The organism is Salinibacter sp. 10B, assembly GCF_002954405.1.
Lineage (GTDB): Bacteria > Bacteroidota > Rhodothermia > Rhodothermales > Salinibacteraceae > Salinibacter.
Genome location: NZ_MQWC01000004.1, coordinates 1393568 through 1416035 on the forward strand (window position 1 = coordinate 1393568; position 22468 = coordinate 1416035).

Below are 22468 nucleotides of genomic sequence, written 5' to 3' on the forward strand. Positions count from 1 at the left end.
GCACACCGATCGTCCTCTGCCTCCAGGGGCCGTACGTCCACACCTCCATTCTACTCAAGCTCGCGCACCCAGATGTTGCGGAAGCGCACCGCATTGTCGTGATCCTGAAGGCGAAGGGGCAGCGCCGGCGCGTGTGCCTCGTAGGGCGGCCGCTCCTTCCACGCCGTCGGGCCGGTCAACTCCACGTTGTCCTGCACGAGAATTCCATTGTGGTAGACCGTGAAGCGAGCGGGGGTGACGACGGTTCCTCCCTCGTCGAAATGCGGTCGATGAAATACAATGTCGTAGGTCTGCCATTCGCCCTGCGGTCGCATGGCATTTACCAGAGGAGGATACTGCCCGTAGATGGCAGCCGCCTGCCCGTCGGCGTACGTCTGGTTCTCATGAGAGTCGAGCACCTGCACCTCGTAGGTGCCCATCAAAAACACGCCGCTGTTGCCCCGGCTCTGGCCCTCCCCCTCCACTGTCGTCGGCACCATCCACTCCACGTGGAGTTGCACGTCGCCGAAGGCCTCCTTGGTACGGATCGGTCCGCTGCCGGGCTTCACCTCCATGTAGCCGTTCTCGACGGTCCAGGACGCTGCCGAGCCGTCCGGATGCTCCCACTTGCTGAGGTCGTCTCCATCAAAGAGCACCGTAGCGTCGGACGGAGCAGACAGCGGATCGGCAGGCGCCGGACCGGGCTCCACGACGGGAGGACGCGTGCGCGTGGAGTCGTGCACGTCCCAATAAACCGGATTCCGAGACTGGGCATTCGCGGGCATAGAAATCACGAGGCCGAGGCCCCCAAGTATGAAAAGGCGAAGTAAGGTTGAAAGCGACATCGCACTGGCGGCTCTGTATGAAGAGAATCATGGAAACACCGACGGCTCCCGGAACGGAACGATCCGTCCCGAAGCTGCCGCGCTCCGGAAGCCGTGCCGACCATCGTGTTCGAAAACTGTCGGGGCGATTGGCCCTCTGGGCGATGGGCGGCGAAGTGAGGCCTCTGCGTCCCAGCCTCAGCGCAAGGTAACGGGAAACCGGTTCGGAGTAAAGAGCCGGTTCGAGCCCCCCAGTACCCGCACAGGAGAGGTCCCCCAGCGAGAGCCCACATTCTCCTGGCTTATGCTGCAGAAGAAAGGCGATACGCCCGTCGAAGCGCCCCAACCACGGGTTCCTTTTCCAGAAATGCCACCGAACACGCCGGGAAATGCTCCCCAAGGATTCGCTGTAGAATGTCAGCGTAGTGGCTGTTCTGAACCATTCCCCCGAGCATCGTGATGCGCGGCTCCAATCCCTCCACTCCGTCCAACACCCAGCCCACCTGTTCGGCGAGATTGGATGCCTGGGTGACGAGAATGTCCGACGCAACCGCATCGTCGTTCGCCGCCGCTTCTACCACCAGTGGCGCAACCGACTGCACCTTGAAATCCTCCTGATACACCCGGTGAATGAGGCATTCTCGGTCGGTCACCCCGCAGTGTTCGCGTAGACGAGAACGAAGATCCGTGGTGTCCCCCCCATCATAATCTTCCGCGACCGCCCGCAAACCGGCCTGTCCGATGGCGTATCCACTTCCCGGATCGCCCAGAATGTGTCCCCATCCCCCCGCTCGCAAGAGGGTTTCCTCCTGGCCCCGCGCCAGTACCACCGACCCGGTTCCCGCAATCAAAATGAGGCCACTTCCAAGATCGTAGGCCGCATCAAGCGCGATAAGGGCGTCGTGAACCACCTCGACGTGAACCGTCGTCTCCGGTCCGGCGAACGCCTGACGCACAGCATCGGCGAGAACCTCCTGCTCGCCGGACCGCCCCGCCCCAGACACGCCTGCACACACCGACAAACGGTCGATCGGAGGAGCGTCTTGAATTGCATCGTGAATGAGTTCGACGAGAATCTCGGCGGCCCGGTCCATGCCAACCCGGTTGGGATTCGCCCCCTCTCCGCGGCACTCAATAGACGACGCGCGTCCGTCGATTTCGCCTCTAAGAAGCGTCTTCGACCCTCCGGAATCGAGCCCAACGACCAGATGTGTTGCAGCCACGTGACCTGTACCATCCACATTCAGAAAAACGACGCAAACGCTCCTTTGTGAGCCGCTCCTTGCTTTCCAATTGTGGGACCGGCCGTACAAGAACAATGAACAACAACGGAACTCCGCGGACCGTCCGCAAGATGAAACCGATTCCATAGCAAATTTGGAAGCGATTCCATCCTCACAACCGATTGATAGAACTTGCTCGGATGACTTCTTTTAAGACAGTTCTTCCCTGAAATGGCGGTGCAGCTTTCCTCTTCGCTCCTGCCCGCTTCCTACGAGACGGCTCGTGTTGAGCCTGTTTTTCCCTCATTGCTCTTGCAGTGCCATGCTGGTAGAAGTTGTCGACAATTACGAATCGCTCAGCGCCCGGGCCGCCGAGGTTGTCATTCAGCAGATCCGAAAAAAGCCAGACAGCACCATCGGGTTCGCAACTGGCGGCACGCCGAAAGGCCTGTACGACCGGCTCATCCAAGCACACCAGGAGCGGGGCCTGGACTTCTCAAAGCTGACGACCTTCAACCTGGACGAATACGTAGGGCTTCCGCCCGAGCACGAACAGAGCTACGCCCACTACATGTGGTCCAACCTCTTCGACCACGTGAACGTGACCGAGAGCCGGGTGCACATTCCTCACGGCATGGCCGACGACATTGACGAGCACTGCCAGTGGTACGAACGACGCATTCAGGAGGCCGGCGGCATTGACCTGCAAATCCTGGGCATCGGGGCCAACGGCCACATTGCGTTCAATGAGCCGGGATCATCGCTCGGCTCGCGCACCCGCATCAAAACGTTGACCTCGAAGACCGTTGAAGACAATGCGCGGTATTTCGAGGATCCCGACATGGTGCCAGAGTACGCCATCACGATGGGCGTCGGGACAATCATGGAGGCCGAGGAGGTTCTGCTGCTAGCAAGCGGAGAGCGGAAGTCTCGTGCCATCAAAAAGACACTGGAAGGCCCCCTTACGGCCATGGTCCCGGCCTCGATGGTGCAGATGCACCGCTTTGCCCATGTCGTGCTCGACGAGGAGGCCGCCTCGCGACTCGACTACCGGCATCACCACGGCATCGCCGAACCCAAAGACGACGCATAGCCGTCGGTCCAGCTCTACCCCCCCCGGCCGCTCCGGAATTGGAGCCGCCGGGCTTTTTATTTGTGCGGCGTCTGAGCGGACGTGCACAACCTTGTTGTGCACGCGGAGGCCTGCACGGTTCCGCCCCCCCCAGCAACGTCCATCGAGCCGCTCTATCCGCGACGACCATGACGAAAAGTGTCTTTAATTTTTTTGGCATTCCCCGTTAATGTTCGTTGACCCTCCAACCCGGAACCCCTTCCACCTTGAATTATGGACCAAACGGCGAATTTTCCACATTTGGGACCGGTCCCAAATTTACCAGTCCCGCACTGGAATCGCTTCCAATGTTTAATGATTCCTTGACCCACCCAGAAAAAACGCGCTATCATGAGGTAGTACTTTCACGGGCGCTCCGATTCGTACGGAATGTCACAGACGCCGTCTCTTCTCGCACTGAGCACGGTCCCCCATATTACCTCGGATCGCGCCCTATCAGATACGCCGGCAGTCAAGCGGGTTCTTAACGTTCGTCGCCCCACACCCGGCACTCGCTATTTTATCATGCATCGCAGAACCGCTATGATACGCCGATACGCGTTCTATTCTCAATCATTACTGGTCGGCCTCTTTGTCGCCGGCCTTCTCCTTTTGGGAGTTTCAACGGCGCACGCCCAGGAGTTCACGGTTGAAGGAACCGTACTGGACGCTGAGACCGGTACCACCCTGCCGGGCGTGAACGTCGTGCAAGTCGGAACTCAGCGGGGAACCTCCACCGGTCCCGACGGCACTTTCGAACTCGACGTTTTGAGCGAGGACGCTACCCTCCGCTTCTCCTTCGTCGGGTATCAAACCCAAACTGTCGACCTCAACGGTCGCTCGGAACTGACGGTGGAGCTGCAGACGCAGGCGCAGGAGCTGGACGGCGTTGTCGTTACCGCGCTGGGAATTGAGCGACAGCAGCGCTCTGTTGGGTATGCCACCAGCCAGATTGAAGCCCAGGACATCGTGGACGCCGCGGAGTCCAATCCGGCCAATCTTCTGCAGGGCAATGTCCCCGGACTCGTCGTAAGTCCAAACGCAGGAGGCCCGAACTCCTCGACAAACATTAAGATTCGCGGGACCTCTGCGATTGGAGCCGATAACGATCCACTCTTCATTGTGGACGGTGTGCCCATCGACAACTCCGTGTTCGGCTCCGCCGGACGATTTGGAGGGCGAGACGGCGGAAGTGCGCTCTCAGTCATCAATCCGGACAACATTCAAAATATTTCGGTTCTGAAAGGCGCCGGTGCCGCAGCACTGTACGGCAGTCGTGCTCGCGACGGCGTGGTGCTCGTAGAAACGAAGTCCGGACGGACGGCCTCTCCGAGCGGATACAACGTCAGCTACACGTCGACGCTTACGGCCCGCAATGTGATCGGTGGCTTTACCGACTACCAGCAGCAGTACGGCCAGGGCCAGCGCGGCAACGCGCCGACGACAGAGGCAGAAGCCGAAGAGGCCGGTCTGTCGAGCTGGGGCGCACGGTACAGCCAGGTCGACCAGGCCATTCAATTTGACGGAGAAACGCGTCCCTACACGAACACCCTGGACCGAACGGGCTTCTACGAGACGGGTCTTTCCCAGAAGCACTCCCTTGCGCTGAGTTCGGGATTCGACAACGCGTCCTTCCGCCTTTCTGGATCGTACCTGAACGATCAGAGCGTTGTCCCGAACACAGGCTACCAGCAGGGCAACATCTCGTTTAGCGGCCAGGCATCGTTCGGCAACCTGGAGGCCGACGCGAAAGCAACCTACGTGTCGGAGCTGTACGAGAATCGGGTCTACCTGAACGACGCGCCACGGAACCCCAACTACCTCACCTTCCTGCTTCCCAGCAACATTCCGCTGAGCGCGCTGAAGCCGGGATACGTCACGAACAGCGCCGGAAACACCGTAGAGAAGCAGGTGACCAGTTCGGTGTTCCAGACAAACCCGTACTGGGCGGCCAATCGGATGAGCGCGGACGACGATAAGGACCGCCTTCTGAGTACCGTGCAGCTCAACTATGAGTTTAGTGACTGGATCAGCCTGCAGGCGCAGACCGGCCTGGACTTCTACACCCTGCAGCGAGAGACTGTGGACGCCTACGGGACGGCGTTTGCCCCAGGCGGAAATCTCACGATCTCTGAGCAGCAGGTCTGGGAGAGCAACACGAAAGTTCTGCTGTCCGGTACGCCGCAGCTGACGGACGACGTGTCCCTACGCCTCGACCTTGGCGGAAACCTGCGCCACCGGGTCTCGGAGGGAATTACCGTGAACGGCGGCGGCATGATTACGCCCTACTTCCGTCACATCTCAAACCTCTCGAGCCGAACGTCGTCCAACGACATCAGCAAGCAGCAGATTCGCTCGTTCTTCGGCTCGGCAGCCTTCGACTACAACGAGTTTGCGTTCCTGACCGTCACGGGCCGCAGCGACTGGTCCTCGACGCTTCCGACGGAAAACATTCCGTTCTTCTATCCCTCCGTGAGCGGAAGCTTCGTCTTCACCGAGCCGTTTGAGCTGCCGGAGTGGTTCAACTACGGTAAGCTCCGGGCTGCCTGGGGCCAGATCGGAGGCGACACGAGCCCGTATCAGCTGAACCCGACGTACTCCTTCCTGGAGTCGCATCAAGGACAGCCGCTCGGGCTGATTTCTCAGAATAGCGTTCCGAACTCGGACCTGAAGCCAACGACGACCACGGAAACGGAGGTTGGTCTTGAGACGCAGTTCTTCGATGATCGCTTCGGCATCGACCTTACCTTCTACCGCCGAAACACGGTCGACCAGATCCTGACGGCGACGGTATCGGGGACTTCGGGATACCGCAGCCGCGTCATCAACAGCGGAGAGATTCAAAACTCCGGTGTTGAACTGCTACTGAGCGGCTATCCGATCGTCGGCGACAACTTCAGCTGGGAAGCCGGCCTGAACTTCGGTGCCAACCGGAACGAGGTGAAGTCGCTGTCGGAAGGCCTAGACATCCGTCTCGATGCCGCCAATCGCGTCGGAACGGCGAATATTGCTCAGATCGTCGGCGAGGCGGCCAACGTGATGTACGGACACACCTACGTCCGTGACGATCAGGGCCGCATCGTCCACGATGAAAACGGCGTGCCTCTTCAGGGCCCGACGGAAGTGCTGGGATCAGGCGCTCCGGACTGGACCGCCGGCTTCTCCAACACGGTCTCCTACGAAGACTTCACGCTCAACTTCCTGGTCGACGCGAAGTGGGGCGGACAGATCTTCTCGGGCACCAACGCCAACGCCTTCGCCAATGGCCTCCACAAGGAAACGCTCGAAGGTCGAGCGGCCTGCGAGGAGGCAGCTGGCTCGGGTCAGTATCCGGACGACTGCTTTAACGGCGGCGGTGTCATCGGAAGTGTGAATGCCGATGGCGAAGTGGTTGTCGACCGTGAGAATGACGTGGGTGCACGGCCGTCCGAGTACTACGGCGCCATTGCCGGCAACATCGCCGAGGAGTTCGTCTACGACGCGAACTTCGTGAAGCTGCGTCAGGTGCGGCTCAGCTACGGCCTCCCGTCGAGCCTCATCGACCAGACCCCCCTCAGCGGCGCCCAGCTCTCCCTGGTGGGTCGAAATCTCTTCTACATCTACGACTCGGTTCCGAACGTGAGTCCGGAATCGAGCTACAACAGCAGCAGTGCCCCGGGCTTCGAGCAGGCCGGCGTGCCGGAAACCCGAAGCATTGGCTTCACGGTGAACGTGCAGTTCTAACACTGCGCTGAGGCCCTCAACGACACTGCACGTACTTAGCACTCAACTACCTACTGTTATGAATTGGACTCGACTCACACGATTACTTCCCTCCCTGGTCGCGATCGGGGCCCTGGCACTCGTCCTGACCGCCTGCGACGGCCTCAGTGACTTTGGGGACATGAACCAGGACCCGACGTCTACAAACAATCTGTCGCCGGGCATTGAATTCTCGACCATACAGCTCGGCACGGCGGGCAGCCGCTACGAGGTCTGGCGTCACAACCTCATTTACACCGCCCAAATTGCCCAGCAGGTGGTGCATCCCGGCGGCGTTGGGGCCGGGAGCCAAAACGGATACGTTAGTTCGTGGTCCGGTGCGTTCTTCGGTGCCAATTACTACGGGGGCGCGAACGGGAATAACATCACGGCCAACGTGAAAAACATCGTGAACCTCGTGAATCGCCTCGAAGGACAGCCGGATCAGGTTAACCGGCTGGCCGCCGCCCGCATCTGGAAGGCGCTGATCTTCCAGCGCCTCACCGATACGTACGGGGACGTGCCGTACTTCGAAGCGGGCCAGGGCGCCATCGACGGCAACTTCTCACCGGCCTACACACCGCAGGAGGAAATTTACGAGGACCTGCATCGCGAGCTGCGAGCGGCCGTCAATCAGTTCGATTCCTCGCGCCCGATGTACGGGTCTTCTGACCTCGTCTTCGGTGGCGACATCGAAAAGTGGAAACAGTTCGCCAACTCGCTGCAGCTGCGACTGGCGATGCGCATCAAGGACGTGGAGCCGGACTCAGCCCGCATCTGGGCAGAAGAGGCTATCAACTCCGGCGTGATGCAGGGCATGGAGGATGAGGTCTACATCAATCACCAGAATGGACCCACCTCCAACTCCGCCGTGGCGTACAATACAAACGCCATCGGCGAGGTCTGCGAGGCCTTCCGGGGATCCTGCCCGTACCTGTCCGAGGAGATGGTCACCTGGATGAAGGACAACAACGACCCGCGCCTGCCGCACGTCGGGGCAGTCTTCGCCGTCGGTGAAGCCTCTGACGCCGAGACCGATCCGGCTGCCCAAAAGGGCATGCCTGCGGGCGTCACCACGACCGAGTTGCCCGATGACCCGGGCACTTACTCTCGGATCAACCCGAATCTCACCGATTTGGACGATCCGTTCTACCTCCTGAGTTATGCAGAGGTCGAGTTCATGCTGGCCGAAGCCCAGGTGGAATGGGGCATCGCGCCCAACTCCGCCGAGGCCCACTATGAGGCCGGCGTTGAGGCGGCCATGAAGAAGCTTGAGCGCTACGGAAGCGCGAGCTTCACCAGCTCGGAAATCAAGAACTACTACAACAACAGCAATCCTTTCCCTTCGGGAGAGGAGGCGCAGCTGGAGGCCATCAACACGCAGTACTGGGCCGCCACCTTCCCCCATGGCCTGGAAGCCTGGGCCAACTGGAAGGTAACGGGCTATCCTGAGCTGACCCCGCCCGACGAGCAGGGCTCTACGCAGGGACAGATCATCCGTCGCCTTGCCTATCCGCAGGAAGAGGGCGACCTCAACAGCGATAACTACAACGAGGCGCTCAATCGACAGGGCATTACCCAGAGCAATCGGCTCACCGCTCGCATGTGGTGGGACGCTCAGTAGAATCATTCTGAGCCCGTAGCCTTTTCCTGCATTCCCCGACCGAAAGAGGCGGGTCGCGCAAGCGGCTCGCCTCTTTTCTTTTCCACTACCGCCCCCTTGCCTCATGCTTTCCTCTTATGTCCGGGGAATTTCTTCCCTCGCGTCCCTCCTACTCATACTCGGAATCTGGCAACCGACCCACGGCCAATCTGCCCCCCCTCCGTCCGCCGATCGTCTCGCGATCGAGTGGGGCGTCGAAAGCAACCTCGTGGACGACGGCGCACGCTTTCGGTCGCGCCTCCGTCTGCGCAATGACGGAGAAACGGCACTGCCCGCCTCCGGCTGGACCCTCTACTTTAATTTCCTCCGCCAAATCGACTCGGAGAGTATTACAGGTAATGTAGAAATTACCCGTATAAATGGGGATTTCTACCGCCTCAGTCCGGGTAAAAACTTTACACCTCTGGGACCTAACGCCGAACGAACCATCACGTTTGAGGCAGGCGGCTCGGCCATCAAGCACATCGACGCTCCCGCCGGCTTCTACATCGTGTACGACGAGGGCCCGTCCACACCGACGCCTCTTGGGGAGGTCTCTGTTGCCCCCCCGTTCACTCGGCCCGAACAGACGACGCGTGGCCCGAACGATGAGGTGCCGGTCCCGACTCCGGCCCGGCGGTACGAGGCCAATCGCGCACTCTCGACGCTTCCCTCAGATTCAGTGGGCCGTATTGTGCCGACGCCGTCCTCGATCACCCGGCACTCCGGCTCGTTCTCCTTCGACGATCCCAGCATTCGATACGAAGAGGGACTTGCGTCCGAGGCGCAGCTCCTGGCGGATGGTCTGGCACGCGTATTCGACGAACGGCCCACGCTTTCGACCACCCTCGAGGATCCGTCAATCGTCCTTCGCCGAGCGGACGTTCGATCGCCCACGACAACCGAGGTTCACGACGAAGCTTATCGGCTCACGGTGGATGCCGAGGAAGGGATTGAGATCGTCGGCTCGCGCGACACTGGCGTCTTTTATGGCATCCAGAGCCTGCAGGCCTGGCTGCCCGTGACGGCCTACGAGCAGCCGTCGTCCGCCGTGTCGGTGCCCGCGGGGCAAATCACGGATGCGCCGCGCTTCGGCTACCGGGGCCTGCACCTCGACGTGTCGCGCAACTTCCAGTCGGCCGAGGCGGTGAAGCGCCTGCTGGACGTGATGGCCTCCTACAAGCTGAACACCTTTCACTTTCACCTGACCGACGATGAAGGCTGGCGCCTGGCCATCGACGGCCTGCCGGAGCTTACGGAGGTCGGCGGTCGGCGCGGCCATACGCTCACGGAGAAAAATCACCTCGTGCCGTCCTACGGCTCCGGCCCCAACCCGCGCCCGACAATGTCGCGCGGCAGTGGCTGGTACACTCAGGGCGAGTACCGCGAGATTCTCCGGTACGCCGATGCCCGTCACATCGAGGTGGTGCCCGAAATCGACATGCCTGGGCACGCCCGTGCAGCCATTCATGGCATGGAGGCACGTACCCGTCGACTGCTGGCTGCCGGCGACACGGCGGCCGCCCGGCGGTACCGCCTCCAGGACCCGGCGGATTCGTCCGAGTACGAATCGGTGCAGGGATGGGACGACAATGTGGTGAACGTGTGTCGCCCCTCCACCTACCGCTTTCTCGCTCATGTCGTGGATGAATTGCGGGCAATGCACGACGCGGCCGACGCGCCGCTCCGCACTGTGCACGTGGGGGGCGACGAAGTGCCCACGGGCGCCTGGACCGAATCGCCCATCTGTGATGAATACATTGCCGAAACGGCCGACGTCGACAGCCCGGAGGATCTCTTCGGGGACTTCTTTCGTCGGTTCCGCGACACGCTTGCTGCCCGCGAGCTCACCATGGGCGGATGGGAGGAAGTCGGCATGACAGAAGCCGGCGGCCACCAGGCTACCACCACGACCCCAAACATGGACCTCGTGGGTAAAGGCGTGCAGCCCTACGTCTGGAGCAACATCTGGGGCGGCGGCACGGAGGATCGGGCCTACCGGCTCGCAAATGCCGGATTCGACGTGGTGATGTCACAGGCCACCAACTTCTACTTCGACATGGCCTACAACAAACACCCCCGCGAGGACGGCTTCTACTGGTCCGGGTTCGTCGACATGGACGATCCGTTCGCCTTTGTGCCGTACGACCTCTACAAGAGTGCGGATCGCACCTCGATGGGACACCCAATCACTCCGGACTCCATGTTCACCGATCACGTGCGTCTCGCCGACTCGGCCCGGGCCAATATTGTGGGCTTGCAGGGCCAGCTCTGGGGAGAAACGCTGCGGAGCACCGACCGCATGGAGTACATGGCTGTGCCGCGCCTGCTGTCGCTCGCCGAGCGGGCCTGGGCTTCACAACCCGACTGGGCCACGCATGAGGACATTGAGCAGCTGCGGGCCCGCCGCGCTGAGGCCTGGAGCGCGTTTGCCAATCGCCTCGGCCAGCGTGAGTTGCCGCGCCTCAGCCTCCGGGATGCGGAGTGGACCTACCGCCTGCCGCCGCCCGGGGCTGTGATTGAGAACGGCATGCTGCACGCCAACGTGGCACTCCCGGGCCTTCCCATCCGATACACGACGGACGGCTCTCGTCCCACGCCCCGCTCGCCCCGCTATACGGAGCCGGTGTCGGTGCCGACCAACGCGACGGTTCGCCTCCGCACCTTCGACGGACAGGGACGTGGGAGCCGGACGATCTCGGTCTCTCCTTCTCCCTAACCCTCCGTGACACGGATAAAATACGGTAGAGAAGGCCCTGTCCGTCTATCGGGGCAGGGCCTTCTCATTTGGGGGTCCGTTTTTCTCACTGAGTGCCGATCCTGTTTCGTTCCCGCTCCTTCTCCCCATGCCCCGCACTCGTCCGTTTGTTTTGTCCCTCGTGCTTCTCCTGTGGGCAGTTGGCGCTGATGCCCAAACGCCCCCGAAGCACGAATTTCGGGGCGCCTGGGTTGCAACCGTTCTGAATTTGGACTGGCCGTCCTCGCAAACGGCGTCGACCGCCGCGAAGAAAGCGGAACTCACCCGTATGCTCGACAGCCTGAAGGCCCTCGGCATAAACGCCGTGCTTTTTCAGGTGCGGGCCGAGTCGGATGCCGTCTACGCCTCCCCGCTGGAGCCATGGTCATACTATCTCACGGGCACCCAGGGTCGTGCCCCCGAACCGTTCTTCGACCCGTTGCAGTTCGCGATCAACGAAGCTCACCGGCGGGGCATGGAGCTGCATGCCTGGTTCAACCCGTTCCGGGCGGCCCGCCCCGGCTCCGAATACGAACGCGCTCCTGGCCACGTGACGAACGAACACCCAGAGTGGCTCCTGCAATTCGACGATGGACTGCAAATTCTCAATCCGGGACGTCCGGAGGTGCGCGACTACGTGACGCGGGTCGTCATGGACGTGGTACGGCGCTATGACGTCGACGGCGTCCACTTCGACGACTACTTCTATCCGTACCCGCCCAACGAGATGGCCGCAGAGCTCCGTCGGTCGAAGGACCAGGAAACGTTCGCGCAATACCCGCGCGGGTTCACGGACATCGAAGACTGGCGACGCGACAACATCAACTCGTTCGTGACTCAGGTGCACGACAGCATTCAGGCAGTCAAACCGACCGCTGCGTTCGGCATCAGCCCCTTCGGCATCTGGAAGGACGGAGCTCCCGCTGGCATTTCCGGGCTCAGTGGGTACCATACCCTCTACGCCAACGCGCGGGCCTGGCTGAGGGATCGATCGGTCGACTATCTTGCGCCGCAGCTGTATTGGGGGTTCGGCGGCGAGCAGGACTACACGTCGCTCGCCCGGTGGTGGGGCTCTCAGGCGGCCGCGGAGAACCGGCACTTGTACCCTGGACTCGCCGCCTATCGGGCCGCGCCCTCGCAGAAGCACGTGCCGCGGCCCTTCAATGTCCGAGCGGCAGCCCGCCCCGGTGCGAAGGCGTACGGACCTACTGTCGTGCCCCAACAGGTTCGTCTCAATCAACGGCGGATCGACATTCAGGGCAGCATTTTATTCCGATCCGGCTTCCTCACCCGACGGTCCTTGCAGGGGCTTCCCGATTCTCTTCGCCGAACGCTGTATGCCCATCCGGCCCTGCCTCCGTCGTTCCCCTGGGAGGAAACGTCGCCTCCGCCGCCCCCAACCCAGGTCTCGTGGAGCTGGGATGGTCCTCGGAACCAGCGTCTCCGTCTACAGTGGACGTCGGCGTCCAGCGACTCGTCCCCGACGAATCGGTTCGCCGTCTACCGACTGCGCTCGAACAGCTCCCCAGCCCCGTCGACCCTCACCGACGACGCATCCCACCTGTTGGCGATTACCGGACGAACCACCGTTACGGATCGTCCGCGTCGGGCCGCCGCGCCGTACCACTATGCCGTGACCGCCGTGGGGCCGAATGCCGGAGAGAGTCCTCCGAGCGCGTCCGTGACCGCGTCCGGACGCGTCCCGCCAGCCGTTGATCGCTTTGCGATGACAGGCGCCGCGCCCAACCCATTCCGGAATCGCACCCGGATTCGAATGGCCCTCCCCACCGTCGCCGATGTCTCCGTCACTGTATACGACGTGCTGGGACGGCAGGTACTTCAGACCCGCGCCACACTCCCGCCCGGTCCCGAGCGCACCGTCGCCCTCGACGGGGCACGCCTCTCCGCCGGTGTGTACCTCTATCGTGTACGCGTGCAGCCCCGCAATGGAAAAAGACGTGTGCGAACCGGAAAGATGGTCCACCTGAAGTAGCCCTCCGCGCATTGCCGTACCCAGGCCTCGCCCCTTTTCATCCCGAACGCCCTTTCGACCTTCTGCTACTGTATCGCCCACCAAGCCAACCTCCATGCCCCACCCTACGCCGTCCGTCCGCTCCGGACTCGCATCCGCAGCCGTACTTCTGCTCTTGACCACCGGACTCCTCGCCGGTTGCGGAGGCACTGCCCCGACCACACACCCCGACGCTCCGGATGATTTTTCCCCTCCGCCCGTGCCCCGCGAGTTCCGGGCGGCCTGGATTGCAACGGTGGCCAACATCGACTGGCCCTCCGAACCGGGTCTTTCAACTCAAAAACAAAAAACGGAGTTGCGGCAGATGCTGGATGAGGCCGCGGCCCTCAACCTCAACGCCGTCATCTTCCAGGTGCGCCCCCATGCCGATGCCCTGTACAATTCCTCACACGAGCCGTGGTCCTTCTACCTGACGGGCCGGCAGGGCAAAGCACCGCAGCCGTACTACGATCCGCTCCAATTTGCGGTCCAAGAAGCGCACAAGCGCGGGCTGGAGCTGCATGCCTGGTTCAATCCCTACCGAGCGGGGCACCCGGCCGATACGTCCGATCTTGCGGCGGGCCACGTGTACAATCAACACCCCTCCTGGGTACGAGAATACGGCAACTATCTGTGGCTGGACCCCGGCGTGCCCGCCGCCCGCAATCACACGCACCGGGTCATCATGGACGTGGTACGACGCTATGACATCGACGGCGTCCATTTCGACGACTATTTCTACCCCTACCCGTCATACGCCGACGGTGCCCCCTTCCCCGACAGCGCAAGCTGGGCACGGGCACAGCGGAACGGATGGACGGGCAGCCGGGGCGACTGGCGCCGACACAACGTAAATCGGCTCGTCGAGCGCGTCTATCATTCCATCAAAGAAGAAAAACCCCACGTCAAGTTCGGCATCAGCCCGTTCGGCATCTGGCGCCCCGACCATCCGCCCGGCACGCAGGGGTTCGACGCTTACGACGTGCTCTACGCCGACGCCCGGAAGTGGCTCCGAAATGGCTGGGTGGACTACATGACCCCTCAACTCTACTACCGCCTCGACCAGTACGGCTACTCGTATCCGGAGATGCTGCGCTGGTGGATCGAACAGAATGAGAAGAACCGCCACCTCTGGCCCGGCCTCTACACGAGCCGAGTACGACAACACGGGGAGCGCAACTGGTCGGACCGGCAAATCCTGGGACAGATCTACACGGCGCGCTCTCATCCCGGCGCTACCGGACAGGTCCACTTCAGCATGAAGTCGCTCCTGCCCCTCCCCGACTCCGTTCAAGTCCCCAATACGCCCGACACCACCGCCCTTGCCCCCGTCCCCGACACGTTGAGAATCGACTCGGTGCGTGTAGCGGGGAAAACCGTCGATTCGGTCTCCGTCGATACGGAAGCAGCCGACAGCGTATCGGTGCCCCGCCTCGACCCACCGCCCGAAGCGTACCGGACGACTCACCGACTGCGCGAGCGCCTGCGTACGGAGGCATATCGCTCCCCCGCACTCGTTCCGGCCTCCCCGTGGCTCGACAATGCGCCGCCCGCCCGGCCCCAGGTATCCATAACAAAGAATTCCCCGCCCCTATCCCTCAGGTTGAATACCCAAGGAACCGAGCCGGTGTGGCAATGGGTGATTCAGTGGCGACGCGCAGACGGATGGAAAACTGCCATCGTCCCCGGGTCTCGAGACACGTTTGTGCTTCCTCCGTCGGATGGCTCTTCTCCTCCGCGTACAATTGTCGTCCGGGCCGTGGACCGCACGGGCAGTATCAGTTCCGCCGTCGCTCCCAATCCTCAAACCGAATAAAACCGAGGAAGCATTACAATAAATCGGTTTTATAATGCCCCTTCTTCGCCCTCTGGGAGAAACGCTGCGGCCTCTTTCACCGTCTATATTATATGTAGGGACGTTCGTTGAGAACCGGAGCGCTCCCAGTTTCTCGCTCCTGCTCGTAGAGACTGTTTTGATTTTTGACCGTTTTGCGCCTGGGAGATTTGTACCACAGCGCTGGCGTCCCACGCGGCACAGAAAGCGGCCCCATGGGGAAAATGAGCGATCCGCAGCCGACCCATTTTGCTAGACACGCCGTCGCCGGAAGTCAAAACAGTCGCTGAGAACCTACTCGTTCTTCTCACAACCCTTCCCCTCCACTATGGCCGACGACGAGAAGAACATGACGATCGACCAGGTTGCCGAACTGGCGTACGTCTCGCGTTCCGTCGTTTCTCGGGTACTGAACGACCACCCCAACGTAAGCGATGAGGCCCGTGAGCGGGTCCTGGAAGTCATTGAGGAACACAACTACCGGCCAAATTCAATGGCGCGGAGTCTGGCCACGGACCGTTCCTACGAACTCAGCATCCTGACGCCGCGCCGGGGGGAGGAGTCGCTCGCCAATGGCTATTGGCCGCTCCTGTATTCTGGAATTTTTGAGCAGTGCCTGGAGCGCGGGTACTTCGTTTCGCTGTCGATGGTCTCCCCACAGATGAAAGATAAAATCCGGGATCGTGCGGGCGACCAGCGGTTTGATGGCTTCATTTTCATCACCCGGGAGGTGACCGAAATTGTAGAGGATACTTTTCAGGACCGGAATCTTCCAATGGTGCTCATCGGTGACGATCCGGCCTGGGAAGACCTTCTCTCCATCGATATCGACAACGTGGAAGGAGGATACAAGGCTGGGGCCCACCTCTGCTCCCTCGGCTACGACGACATTGGGGTTCTCATGGGGAACCCGCACCTCAAAGAGACCGAAGACCGGCGAGAGGGCTTCGCGGCGGCCCTGGATGATTCAGGCCGCACGGTCGCTGAAGAACACATCGCGACGGGCGACTTTTCTCAGGAAAGCGGATACGACGCCATCACTCGCTGGGTCGAGCGCGACACCGTTCCCGACGCCCTGTTTTGCATGAGCGACACGATGGCAATGGGCGCCCTGCTCGCTCTCCACGAGGCGGGGCTCCGCGTGCCCGACGACGTGGCCCTGGTCGGCTTCGATGGCCTGCCCTCGTCCCGGTATACCGTCCCCCCTCTCACCACCGTGCGGCAACCGGTGTACGAAAAGGGACAGGTCGCAGTGGATATCCTCGTGGACAAGATTGAAGATACGGATACATCGACCGACTACGAGGAGCTGGCCCCGGAGTTGGTGGTCCGACAGAGTTGTGGTGCAAATGCAGCGTAATACAGACCCCAACGGCGCTACTGTACCTGAACCAAGTTCCCGGATCGAGTATACGCCGGACGCCCCTCGCTACACGGGGTAGAGGTACCCTCTGCAGTCCACCCCTACTTTGAGGATTGAAGGGGCGTTGCTTCGACCAGCTGGTTTCCGCCCTCGGGAGTGTATTTGGCCATTTCGAAGCCGGACTGAAGACCGTATGCCCCAATCTCACCCTGGGTATTGAGGGCAAGGACCCCCACCTGCACATTCTCCGGATTGCCGTGTAGGTCCCGGACGCGCTCGACGACGCTCCGACACGCCTCCATCGGCGAAGCGCCCTGCCGCATCTTTTCGACGGCGAGATGAGAACCAGCAGTCCGAATGACTGCTTCTCCCCAGCCCGTCGCACAAGCCGCGCCCACGTCGTTGTCCACAAACAACCCAGCCCCGATGAGGGGAGAATCCCCAACTCGACCGTGCATCTTCCACTTCGTACCACTGGTCGTGCAGGCGCCCGATAGGTCTCCGTTGGCATCGAGGGCCAGCATGCCGATGGTATCGTGATTGTCGGACCCGACCTCATTCTCGACGTTCGGCTCCGGCGTCGTCACGTCCGACTGGGACGCTTTCCACTCCTCCCAGTCCTGCTTCGACTGCTCGGTCAGCAGGTCGGTCTTCTCGAACCCCTGCTCCAGTGCAAAATCGCGCGCGCCTTCTCCCACGAGCATGACGTGCGGCGTTTCCTCCATCACCTTACGGGCCACGGAGGTGGGATGCAGAATGTCTTCCAGTGCCGCGACGGACCCACAGCGGCCCCGCTCATCCATCACGCAGGCATCAAGCGTCACAACGCCCGTTCGGTCCGGGTAGCCGCCCCGTCCCACCGTACGCGTTTCCGGATTGGCCTCCGTCACCCGCACGCCCGCTTCCACGGCGTCGAGGGCCGTCCCTTCGTCGGACAATACCTCCCAGGCCGCTGCATTCGCCGGCTGGCCGTGCCGCCAGGTCGACACGACGACGGGCTTCTGACGCTGAGAGGCCGAGGCCCCACCGCCATAGGCAGCAAGCATAGGACTGGCGCCGATGCTGGCAATAGCACTGGTCTTCAGGAAGTCGCGACGATTCGGCATGTAGATCGATACGATTGAATGGACGAATCCGGTCGAGTCGTCTCCCCCTCGGCCTTCGTGCGCACTGGCGACCGCTAACTGCCGCCCCATGTGCACGAAAGAGTGGCTGCCCGTCCTCAGCACTCCATGATTCTCTCCTGTGACTAAGCGCTAACCCCCACATGATCGAGCACCTCGTCGGGGCAGCCCGTCCACTCGGCCACGTACCGGTTGCCCCTGTATTTCAGATCCTCCATCCCCATCTTCGACGAAAAGAACCCTGAGGCCGTGAGGTCGCGGAGGCTGTTGAAGAACGTGACGCCCGGCTGCATGGACGGCTCGGCCACTTCCGGCCACGCGATCGCATCAAGCATCTCCTGCTGCTGTTGCTCCGAGCATTCTACGAACGGACGGTCGAATCGCTCGATACATTCATAGTCGACCCAGGCAAGACCGCCTCGAAAGGCCGTTTGTTGCTCTTTCCGGTCTGCCAGTTTCTCGTCCGTGAGAATAAAGTCGATAAAAGCAGGCACTCCCGCATCGGTCGCACTACCGGAGCGCTCGTCGGCCGGAATGATCCAGTCGACCAACACACGTACCGTGTCGTACTCGTGCTCAGTCAGGAACTGGCGCTCGTAGGCCTCTGGTTGCGGCCGGGTGGGAACCGAGTCGGTCTGCTCACGGGCCTGCTTCACGTCTTCGGAGGAACAGGCGACGCTGAATGTGGGCGCTGCCGCCATAAGGCCCAGCAGCTTAAGGGCGTCTCGACGATTAAGGGAACTCATGGGTTGCTTAGGGAAGGTGAATGCGATCGTGTTGCAAGGCCCCGAGAGCCCCTACCCTCCCGAGCGCCGCGTATTGCGTATTCCGTATGTCGGGACGGTCGTGACGAGACATACGAAATACGAGACACGCACCGGGAAACAGCCCTCAGGGATTCATCGTCTGCGTCTGCCGCCCCTACAAGTTGCCCTTCTCTCGCTGGTCGACGATGTACTCGGCGGTGCGCATCGAGAGGGCCATGATCGTCCAAGTGGGATTCTTGTGGGGCTGGGAGACAAACGGCCCGCCGTCAGCAACGAAGAGGTTGTCGACATCGTGGGCCTGGCAGTACTCATTCAGGACCGACTCGTCGGGATCGGTTCCCATGCGGGTGACTCCGGTCTCGTGGATGATTTCGCCGGGGGTGGTAATGCCGTAGCCGTCCTCCCGGTCGGGCATCGTGCCGAGGGGCTCGCCGCCAGCAGCATCGATGATCTCGCGCCCCTTCTCCTGCATGTGCTTCACCTGCAGGTATTCCTCTTCGCGCCACGAGTGATTGAAGCGAAGCACGGGGATGCCGTACTCGTCGGTCGTGTTGGGATCAATCTCGCAGTAATTATCGCGGTGAGCAATGGACTCCCCCCGTCCGGACATGCCCACCATCGCCCCGTAAAAGCGGCGATAATCTTTCTTGAGTTGCTGTCCGTAGCCGCCGCCTCCCTTTTTCTTCGTCTCCTCGTCTCCTGGAAAGAGCCCATTGAGATTCTGAATGCCGCTGCCGAACCCATACCCCGGCATGCCACGTCCGCCCCACAATTCGAAGTGGTAGCCGCGCGGGAAGTCGAGATTCTGGTCGTAGCCCCACCAGGGCACGTACATGTGCATGCCCCCAACCCCGTCGCAATTATGGGCAGGTTGATTTAGCAATTCAGGGATCACCCCGGCGACGGTCGTGCCGGTGGAGTCCATCAGATACCGGCCCACAGCGTCGCTTGAGTTGGCAAGGCCGTTGGGATGCCGCGGCGAGGTGGAATTGAGAAGGAGCCGGGCCGACTCGCAGGCACTGGCGGCCAGCACCACCACGTCGGACTCCACCTTCTGCTCGCGGCGGCTCTGCGTGTCAACGTAGGAAACGCCTGTAGCCTGCCCCTCCTTGTCCGTCGTGACCTCCCGGACCATTGCATTGGTAATGAGGGTGACATTCCCCGTCTCCAGGGCGGGATTGAGAAGCACCGGCGCGGAGAAGTTCGAATGGGTCGTACACCCCCGGTTGCACTGTGCACAATAGTGACAGGCCGCCCGCCCATTGTGCTGCTCCGTAAGAATGGAAAGCCGAGACGGGATCACCGGAATGTTGATGTCCTCTGCCCCTTGTTTGAGCACCCGTTCATAACAGCGGGGCTCCGGTGGGTCCATAAAGATGCCGTCAGGGGCATTGTAGAAGTTTTCCTCCGACCCGAAGAGACCGATCATACGATCGACGCGGTCGTAGTAGGGCTTCAGGTCCTCGTAGTCGATGGGCCAGTCGTCGCCGTGACCATCGACACTTTTTCCGTTAAAGTCGTCCGGCCCGAAGCGGAGCGAGATGCGCCCCCAGTGATGCGTGCGTCCCCCAAGCATCCGAGCCCGAAACCACTCCCACTCCGTATCCTCCGTCGTGGTATACGGCTCGCCGTCGATGTCCCACCCCCCAAGGCAGGCATCGAACTCCCCAAACGGACGATCCGTCGTCGAGGCTCCCCGACGAGGAGACGAATAGTTCCAGTCGAACATCGCACCATCGTCCTGCACACTCCACTCCGGCCCCGCTTCTAACACCACAACATTGGCCCCTGCCTCCGCCAATACCTTGGCAGCCATGCTTCCCCCGGCACCGGAACCAACAATACAAACATCATACGATTCGGGACTTTCTTGTATGAGGGGCATAGGCCTCTACATCGCGTTCAACAGTTGTGTATTACGTAACCACAGTCTAACGACGGGACCGGTGGGGACGCAACCAGAGCGATCGATTTCAAGGCCATAATAAGGATGGTTGCCCCCTGAAGTTTGGAAGCGGTTCCTAATCGTCACACCTATTGCCCTCCGGACCGCCGCCCTGTATCATCTCTTACAAGAGATCGTCCGACATTGGCACGCACTGCCCACCGACTCCCCGTTCTCCCCTATGGACTACTCGCCTCCAACCTCCGACTCTCGCGAGCAAGGCACCCGCGCCGGCACGCAACATGAGCGGGTAGAGACGCTCATTTTCGACGACCCGTCGGAGATGGCTCACCGTGTGGCCCGTCGCATCGCTACTCTGATCGAAGAGCGACAAGCGGTTGGGAAGAACGCCGTGCTGGGCCTGCCCACCGGCTCTACCCCCATTGGGGTATATCAGGAGCTGATCCGCATGCATGAGGAGGAGAACCTGGACTTCTCGAACGTGGTGACGTTCAACCTCGACGAGTATTACCCCATCGATCCGGAGAGCCTCCAGAGCTACCACCGGTTCATGGACGAGAACCTGTTCAACCACGTCAACATCCCCGAGGAAAACATCCATATTCCCCGGGGCGACATTCCTCCCGACGAAGTGGACCGCCACTGCGTCGAGTACGAGCATGCAATCGAGAAGGCCGGCGGCATTGACCTGATGCTCCTCGGCATCGGACGCTCCGGCCATGTGGGCTTCAATGAGCCCGGGTCGAGCAATGACACGCGAACGCGAAGCGTGATTCTCGACGAGATCACGCGCAAAGATGCTGCGAGTGACTTCTTTGGGGAGGAAAACGTGCCGCAGGAGGCCATCACGATGGGGGTCGGCACCATCCTGGACTGCGACGAGATTGTCCTCATGGCCACGGGCGAGCACAAAGCGCCGATCGTGAAGAAGGCCGTAGAGGAGCCCCCCACCCACGAGGTGACGGCCAGCTACCTCCAAGAGCATCCGAATGCAACCTTCTACATCGACCGGGCAGCGGCGGGCGAGCTCACCCGCGAGAAGACGCCCTGGCGCGTGCGCAACGTGGATTGGACCAAGAAGAAGGTGAAGCGAGCCGTGACCTGGCTCTCCAAAAAGGTCGATAAGCCGATCCCTCGCCTCGAAGCCTCCGACTACTACAAGCATCAGCTGCACAGCCTCGTCCACCGCTACGACCACGTGGACGACTTGGCACGCGAGATCTTTGAGGACCTGCGCCAGCGCATTACGTACCGGGAAAACCTGATCTCTGACGAGCGCGTCATTGTGTTCAGCCCTCACCCGGACGACGACGTAATCTCAATGGGGGGCATGCTGGACAAGCTCGTCAGCAACGGCAACGACATTAGTGTCGCCTACATGACGAACGGGTCGGTGGCCGTCTTCGACGCCGACGTGCGCCGCTACCTCCGGTTCCTCGACCTCAGCGGGGAGGCCCTGGGCCTAACCTCCGACCAGCTGGACGACTTCCACGCGCGGCGCAAGGAAATCGAGTCTTTCCTTGCGGAAAAGGAGCCCGGTGCAGTCGACCTGCCCGAGGTGCAAACGCTGAAGGCCCACATCCGCTACGGCGAGGCCATTGCGGGCATTGAGGTCATGGGGCTCGACGAAAGCGACGCCGAATTCTTAGACATGCCGTTTTATAAAACCGGGCGCGTGCGCAAGGATCCGATCTCGGACGCAGACGTCGATGTGGTGTACGACCTGCTTACGGACGTGGAGCCCACTCACATCTTTGTGGCCGGGGACCTCTCGGACCCGCACGGCACACACCGGATGTGCTACAAGGCCATTAAGGAGGCGCTGGAGAAGTACAATCAGGAAGCCGTGGGCCCGTCGGGAGACGGAGTGCCGGAAGAGGACGACCGTCCTGACTCCTCGCGGCCGGAACCGCTCGTGTGGCTCTACCGCGGTGCCTGGCAGGAGTGGCCGATCCACGAAGCCGATGTCTTTGTCCCGCTTTCTAAGGCCGACCTGGACCGGAAGGTCGAGGCCATCTTCAAGCACGAGAGCCAAAAGGACCGTGCCATGTTCCCCGGTGCCTATGACGAACGGGAATTCTGGGAACGGGCCCGCGATCGCAACCGCGGCACGGCCGACATGCTGAACGGCCTAGGCCTGCCCGAATTCTACGCTGCCGAGGCCTTCGTCCGAACGTACGACATGCCGTAACCCCCCTTGCTGTCT

Annotated in this window: 13 protein-coding genes; 8 read left to right on the forward strand and 5 right to left on the reverse strand. The window is 61.5% G+C overall.

What is annotated here, in order from left to right:
- Window positions 1-50: 50 nt before the first annotated feature.
- Both BSZ35_RS06050 and BSZ35_RS06055 read right to left on the reverse strand, forming a co-directional pair.
- Window positions 51-722 carry a DUF1080 domain-containing protein gene (locus tag BSZ35_RS06050; protein WP_258096096.1) on the reverse strand — a complete coding sequence of 224 codons (672 nt, stop codon included), beginning with the start codon at window positions 720-722 and terminating at the stop codon, window positions 51-53.
- A gap of 383 nt (window positions 723-1105) precedes the next feature.
- Complete coding sequence (locus BSZ35_RS06055; protein ID WP_258096097.1) at window positions 1106-2026, reverse strand: BadF/BadG/BcrA/BcrD ATPase family protein; 921 nt, start codon at window positions 2024-2026, stop codon at window positions 1106-1108.
- A gap of 322 nt (window positions 2027-2348) precedes the next feature.
- Here BSZ35_RS06055 and nagB (BSZ35_RS06060) point away from each other — a divergent pair, with 322 nt between their 5' ends.
- The 7 genes from nagB (BSZ35_RS06060) to BSZ35_RS06090 all read left to right on the forward strand — a co-directional run bounded on the left by nagB (BSZ35_RS06060) (window position 2349) and on the right by BSZ35_RS06090 (window position 16462).
- Window positions 2349-3119, forward strand: a complete 771-nt coding sequence (gene nagB, locus BSZ35_RS06060; protein WP_105011596.1) for a glucosamine-6-phosphate deaminase — start codon at window positions 2349-2351, stop codon at window positions 3117-3119.
- 561 nt (window positions 3120-3680) lie between these two features.
- Window positions 3681-6860 (forward strand): SusC/RagA family TonB-linked outer membrane protein, encoded by a 3180-nt coding sequence (locus BSZ35_RS06065; protein ID WP_105011597.1) that lies wholly within the window; start codon window positions 3681-3683, stop codon window positions 6858-6860.
- A 58-nt stretch (window positions 6861-6918) separates the two neighbouring features.
- Window positions 6919-8502, forward strand: a complete 1584-nt coding sequence (locus BSZ35_RS06070; RefSeq protein WP_105011598.1) for a SusD/RagB family nutrient-binding outer membrane lipoprotein — start codon at window positions 6919-6921, stop codon at window positions 8500-8502.
- 103 nt (window positions 8503-8605) lie between these two features.
- Window positions 8606-11239, forward strand: coding sequence for a family 20 glycosylhydrolase (locus tag BSZ35_RS06075; RefSeq protein ID WP_105011599.1), 2634 nt, complete (start codon window positions 8606-8608; stop codon window positions 11237-11239).
- Window positions 11240-11366: 127 nt separating this feature from the next.
- Window positions 11367-13250 (forward strand): family 10 glycosylhydrolase, encoded by a 1884-nt coding sequence (locus BSZ35_RS06080; protein WP_105011600.1) that lies wholly within the window; start codon window positions 11367-11369, stop codon window positions 13248-13250.
- A 94-nt stretch (window positions 13251-13344) separates the two neighbouring features.
- Window positions 13345-15084 (forward strand): family 10 glycosylhydrolase, encoded by a 1740-nt coding sequence (locus BSZ35_RS06085; protein ID WP_105011601.1) that lies wholly within the window; start codon window positions 13345-13347, stop codon window positions 15082-15084.
- 346 nt (window positions 15085-15430) lie between these two features.
- Window positions 15431-16462 carry a LacI family DNA-binding transcriptional regulator gene (locus BSZ35_RS06090; RefSeq protein ID WP_258096098.1) on the forward strand — a complete coding sequence of 344 codons (1032 nt, stop codon included), beginning with the start codon at window positions 15431-15433 and terminating at the stop codon, window positions 16460-16462.
- A 104-nt stretch (window positions 16463-16566) separates the two neighbouring features.
- Here BSZ35_RS06090 and BSZ35_RS06095 read toward each other — a convergent pair whose 3' ends face one another.
- The 3 genes from BSZ35_RS06095 to BSZ35_RS06105 form a co-directional block, all read right to left on the reverse strand.
- The gene (locus BSZ35_RS06095) at window positions 16567-17571 is read right to left on the reverse strand and encodes a N(4)-(beta-N-acetylglucosaminyl)-L-asparaginase (RefSeq protein WP_105011602.1); all 1005 of its coding nucleotides are present in this window, start codon (window positions 17569-17571) and stop codon (window positions 16567-16569) included.
- A gap of 143 nt (window positions 17572-17714) precedes the next feature.
- Complete coding sequence (locus BSZ35_RS06100) at window positions 17715-18335, reverse strand: gluconate 2-dehydrogenase subunit 3 family protein (protein ID WP_105011603.1); 621 nt, start codon at window positions 18333-18335, stop codon at window positions 17715-17717.
- Between the two features lie 175 nt (window positions 18336-18510).
- Window positions 18511-20241 (reverse strand): GMC family oxidoreductase, encoded by a 1731-nt coding sequence (locus BSZ35_RS06105; protein ID WP_105011604.1) that lies wholly within the window; start codon window positions 20239-20241, stop codon window positions 18511-18513.
- Window positions 20242-20482: 241 nt separating this feature from the next.
- On the opposite strand from BSZ35_RS06105, the gene nagB (BSZ35_RS06110) reads away from it, so the two are divergent.
- On the forward strand, window positions 20483-22453 hold the full coding sequence (nagB, locus tag BSZ35_RS06110) for a glucosamine-6-phosphate deaminase (protein ID WP_105011605.1): 1971 nt from the start codon (window positions 20483-20485) through the stop codon (window positions 22451-22453).
- Window positions 22454-22468: the final 15 nt, after the last annotated feature.

What these genes read in the sequence shown, in the direction of transcription:
- BSZ35_RS06105 (WP_105011604.1), bottom strand. Translation starts at nt 20,241, where the DNA reads ATGCCCCTCATACAAGAAAGTCCCGAATCGTATGATGTTTGTATTGTT.
- BSZ35_RS06065 (WP_105011597.1), top strand. Translation starts at nt 3,681, where the DNA reads ATGATACGCCGATACGCGTTCTATTCTCAATCATTACTGGTCGGCCTC.
- BSZ35_RS06100 (WP_105011603.1), bottom strand. Translation starts at nt 18,335, where the DNA reads ATGAGTTCCCTTAATCGTCGAGACGCCCTTAAGCTGCTGGGCCTTATG.
- BSZ35_RS06075 (WP_105011599.1), top strand. Translation starts at nt 8,606, where the DNA reads ATGCTTTCCTCTTATGTCCGGGGAATTTCTTCCCTCGCGTCCCTCCTA.
- BSZ35_RS06095 (WP_105011602.1), bottom strand. Translation starts at nt 17,571, where the DNA reads ATGCCGAATCGTCGCGACTTCCTGAAGACCAGTGCTATTGCCAGCATC.
- nagB (WP_105011605.1), top strand. Translation starts at nt 20,483, where the DNA reads ATGGACTACTCGCCTCCAACCTCCGACTCTCGCGAGCAAGGCACCCGC.
- BSZ35_RS06090 (WP_258096098.1), top strand. Translation starts at nt 15,431, where the DNA reads ATGGCCGACGACGAGAAGAACATGACGATCGACCAGGTTGCCGAACTG.
- BSZ35_RS06080 (WP_105011600.1), top strand. Translation starts at nt 11,367, where the DNA reads ATGCCCCGCACTCGTCCGTTTGTTTTGTCCCTCGTGCTTCTCCTGTGG.
- BSZ35_RS06085 (WP_105011601.1), top strand. Translation starts at nt 13,345, where the DNA reads ATGCCCCACCCTACGCCGTCCGTCCGCTCCGGACTCGCATCCGCAGCC.
- BSZ35_RS06070 (WP_105011598.1), top strand. Translation starts at nt 6,919, where the DNA reads ATGAATTGGACTCGACTCACACGATTACTTCCCTCCCTGGTCGCGATC.
- nagB (WP_105011596.1), top strand. Translation starts at nt 2,349, where the DNA reads ATGCTGGTAGAAGTTGTCGACAATTACGAATCGCTCAGCGCCCGGGCC.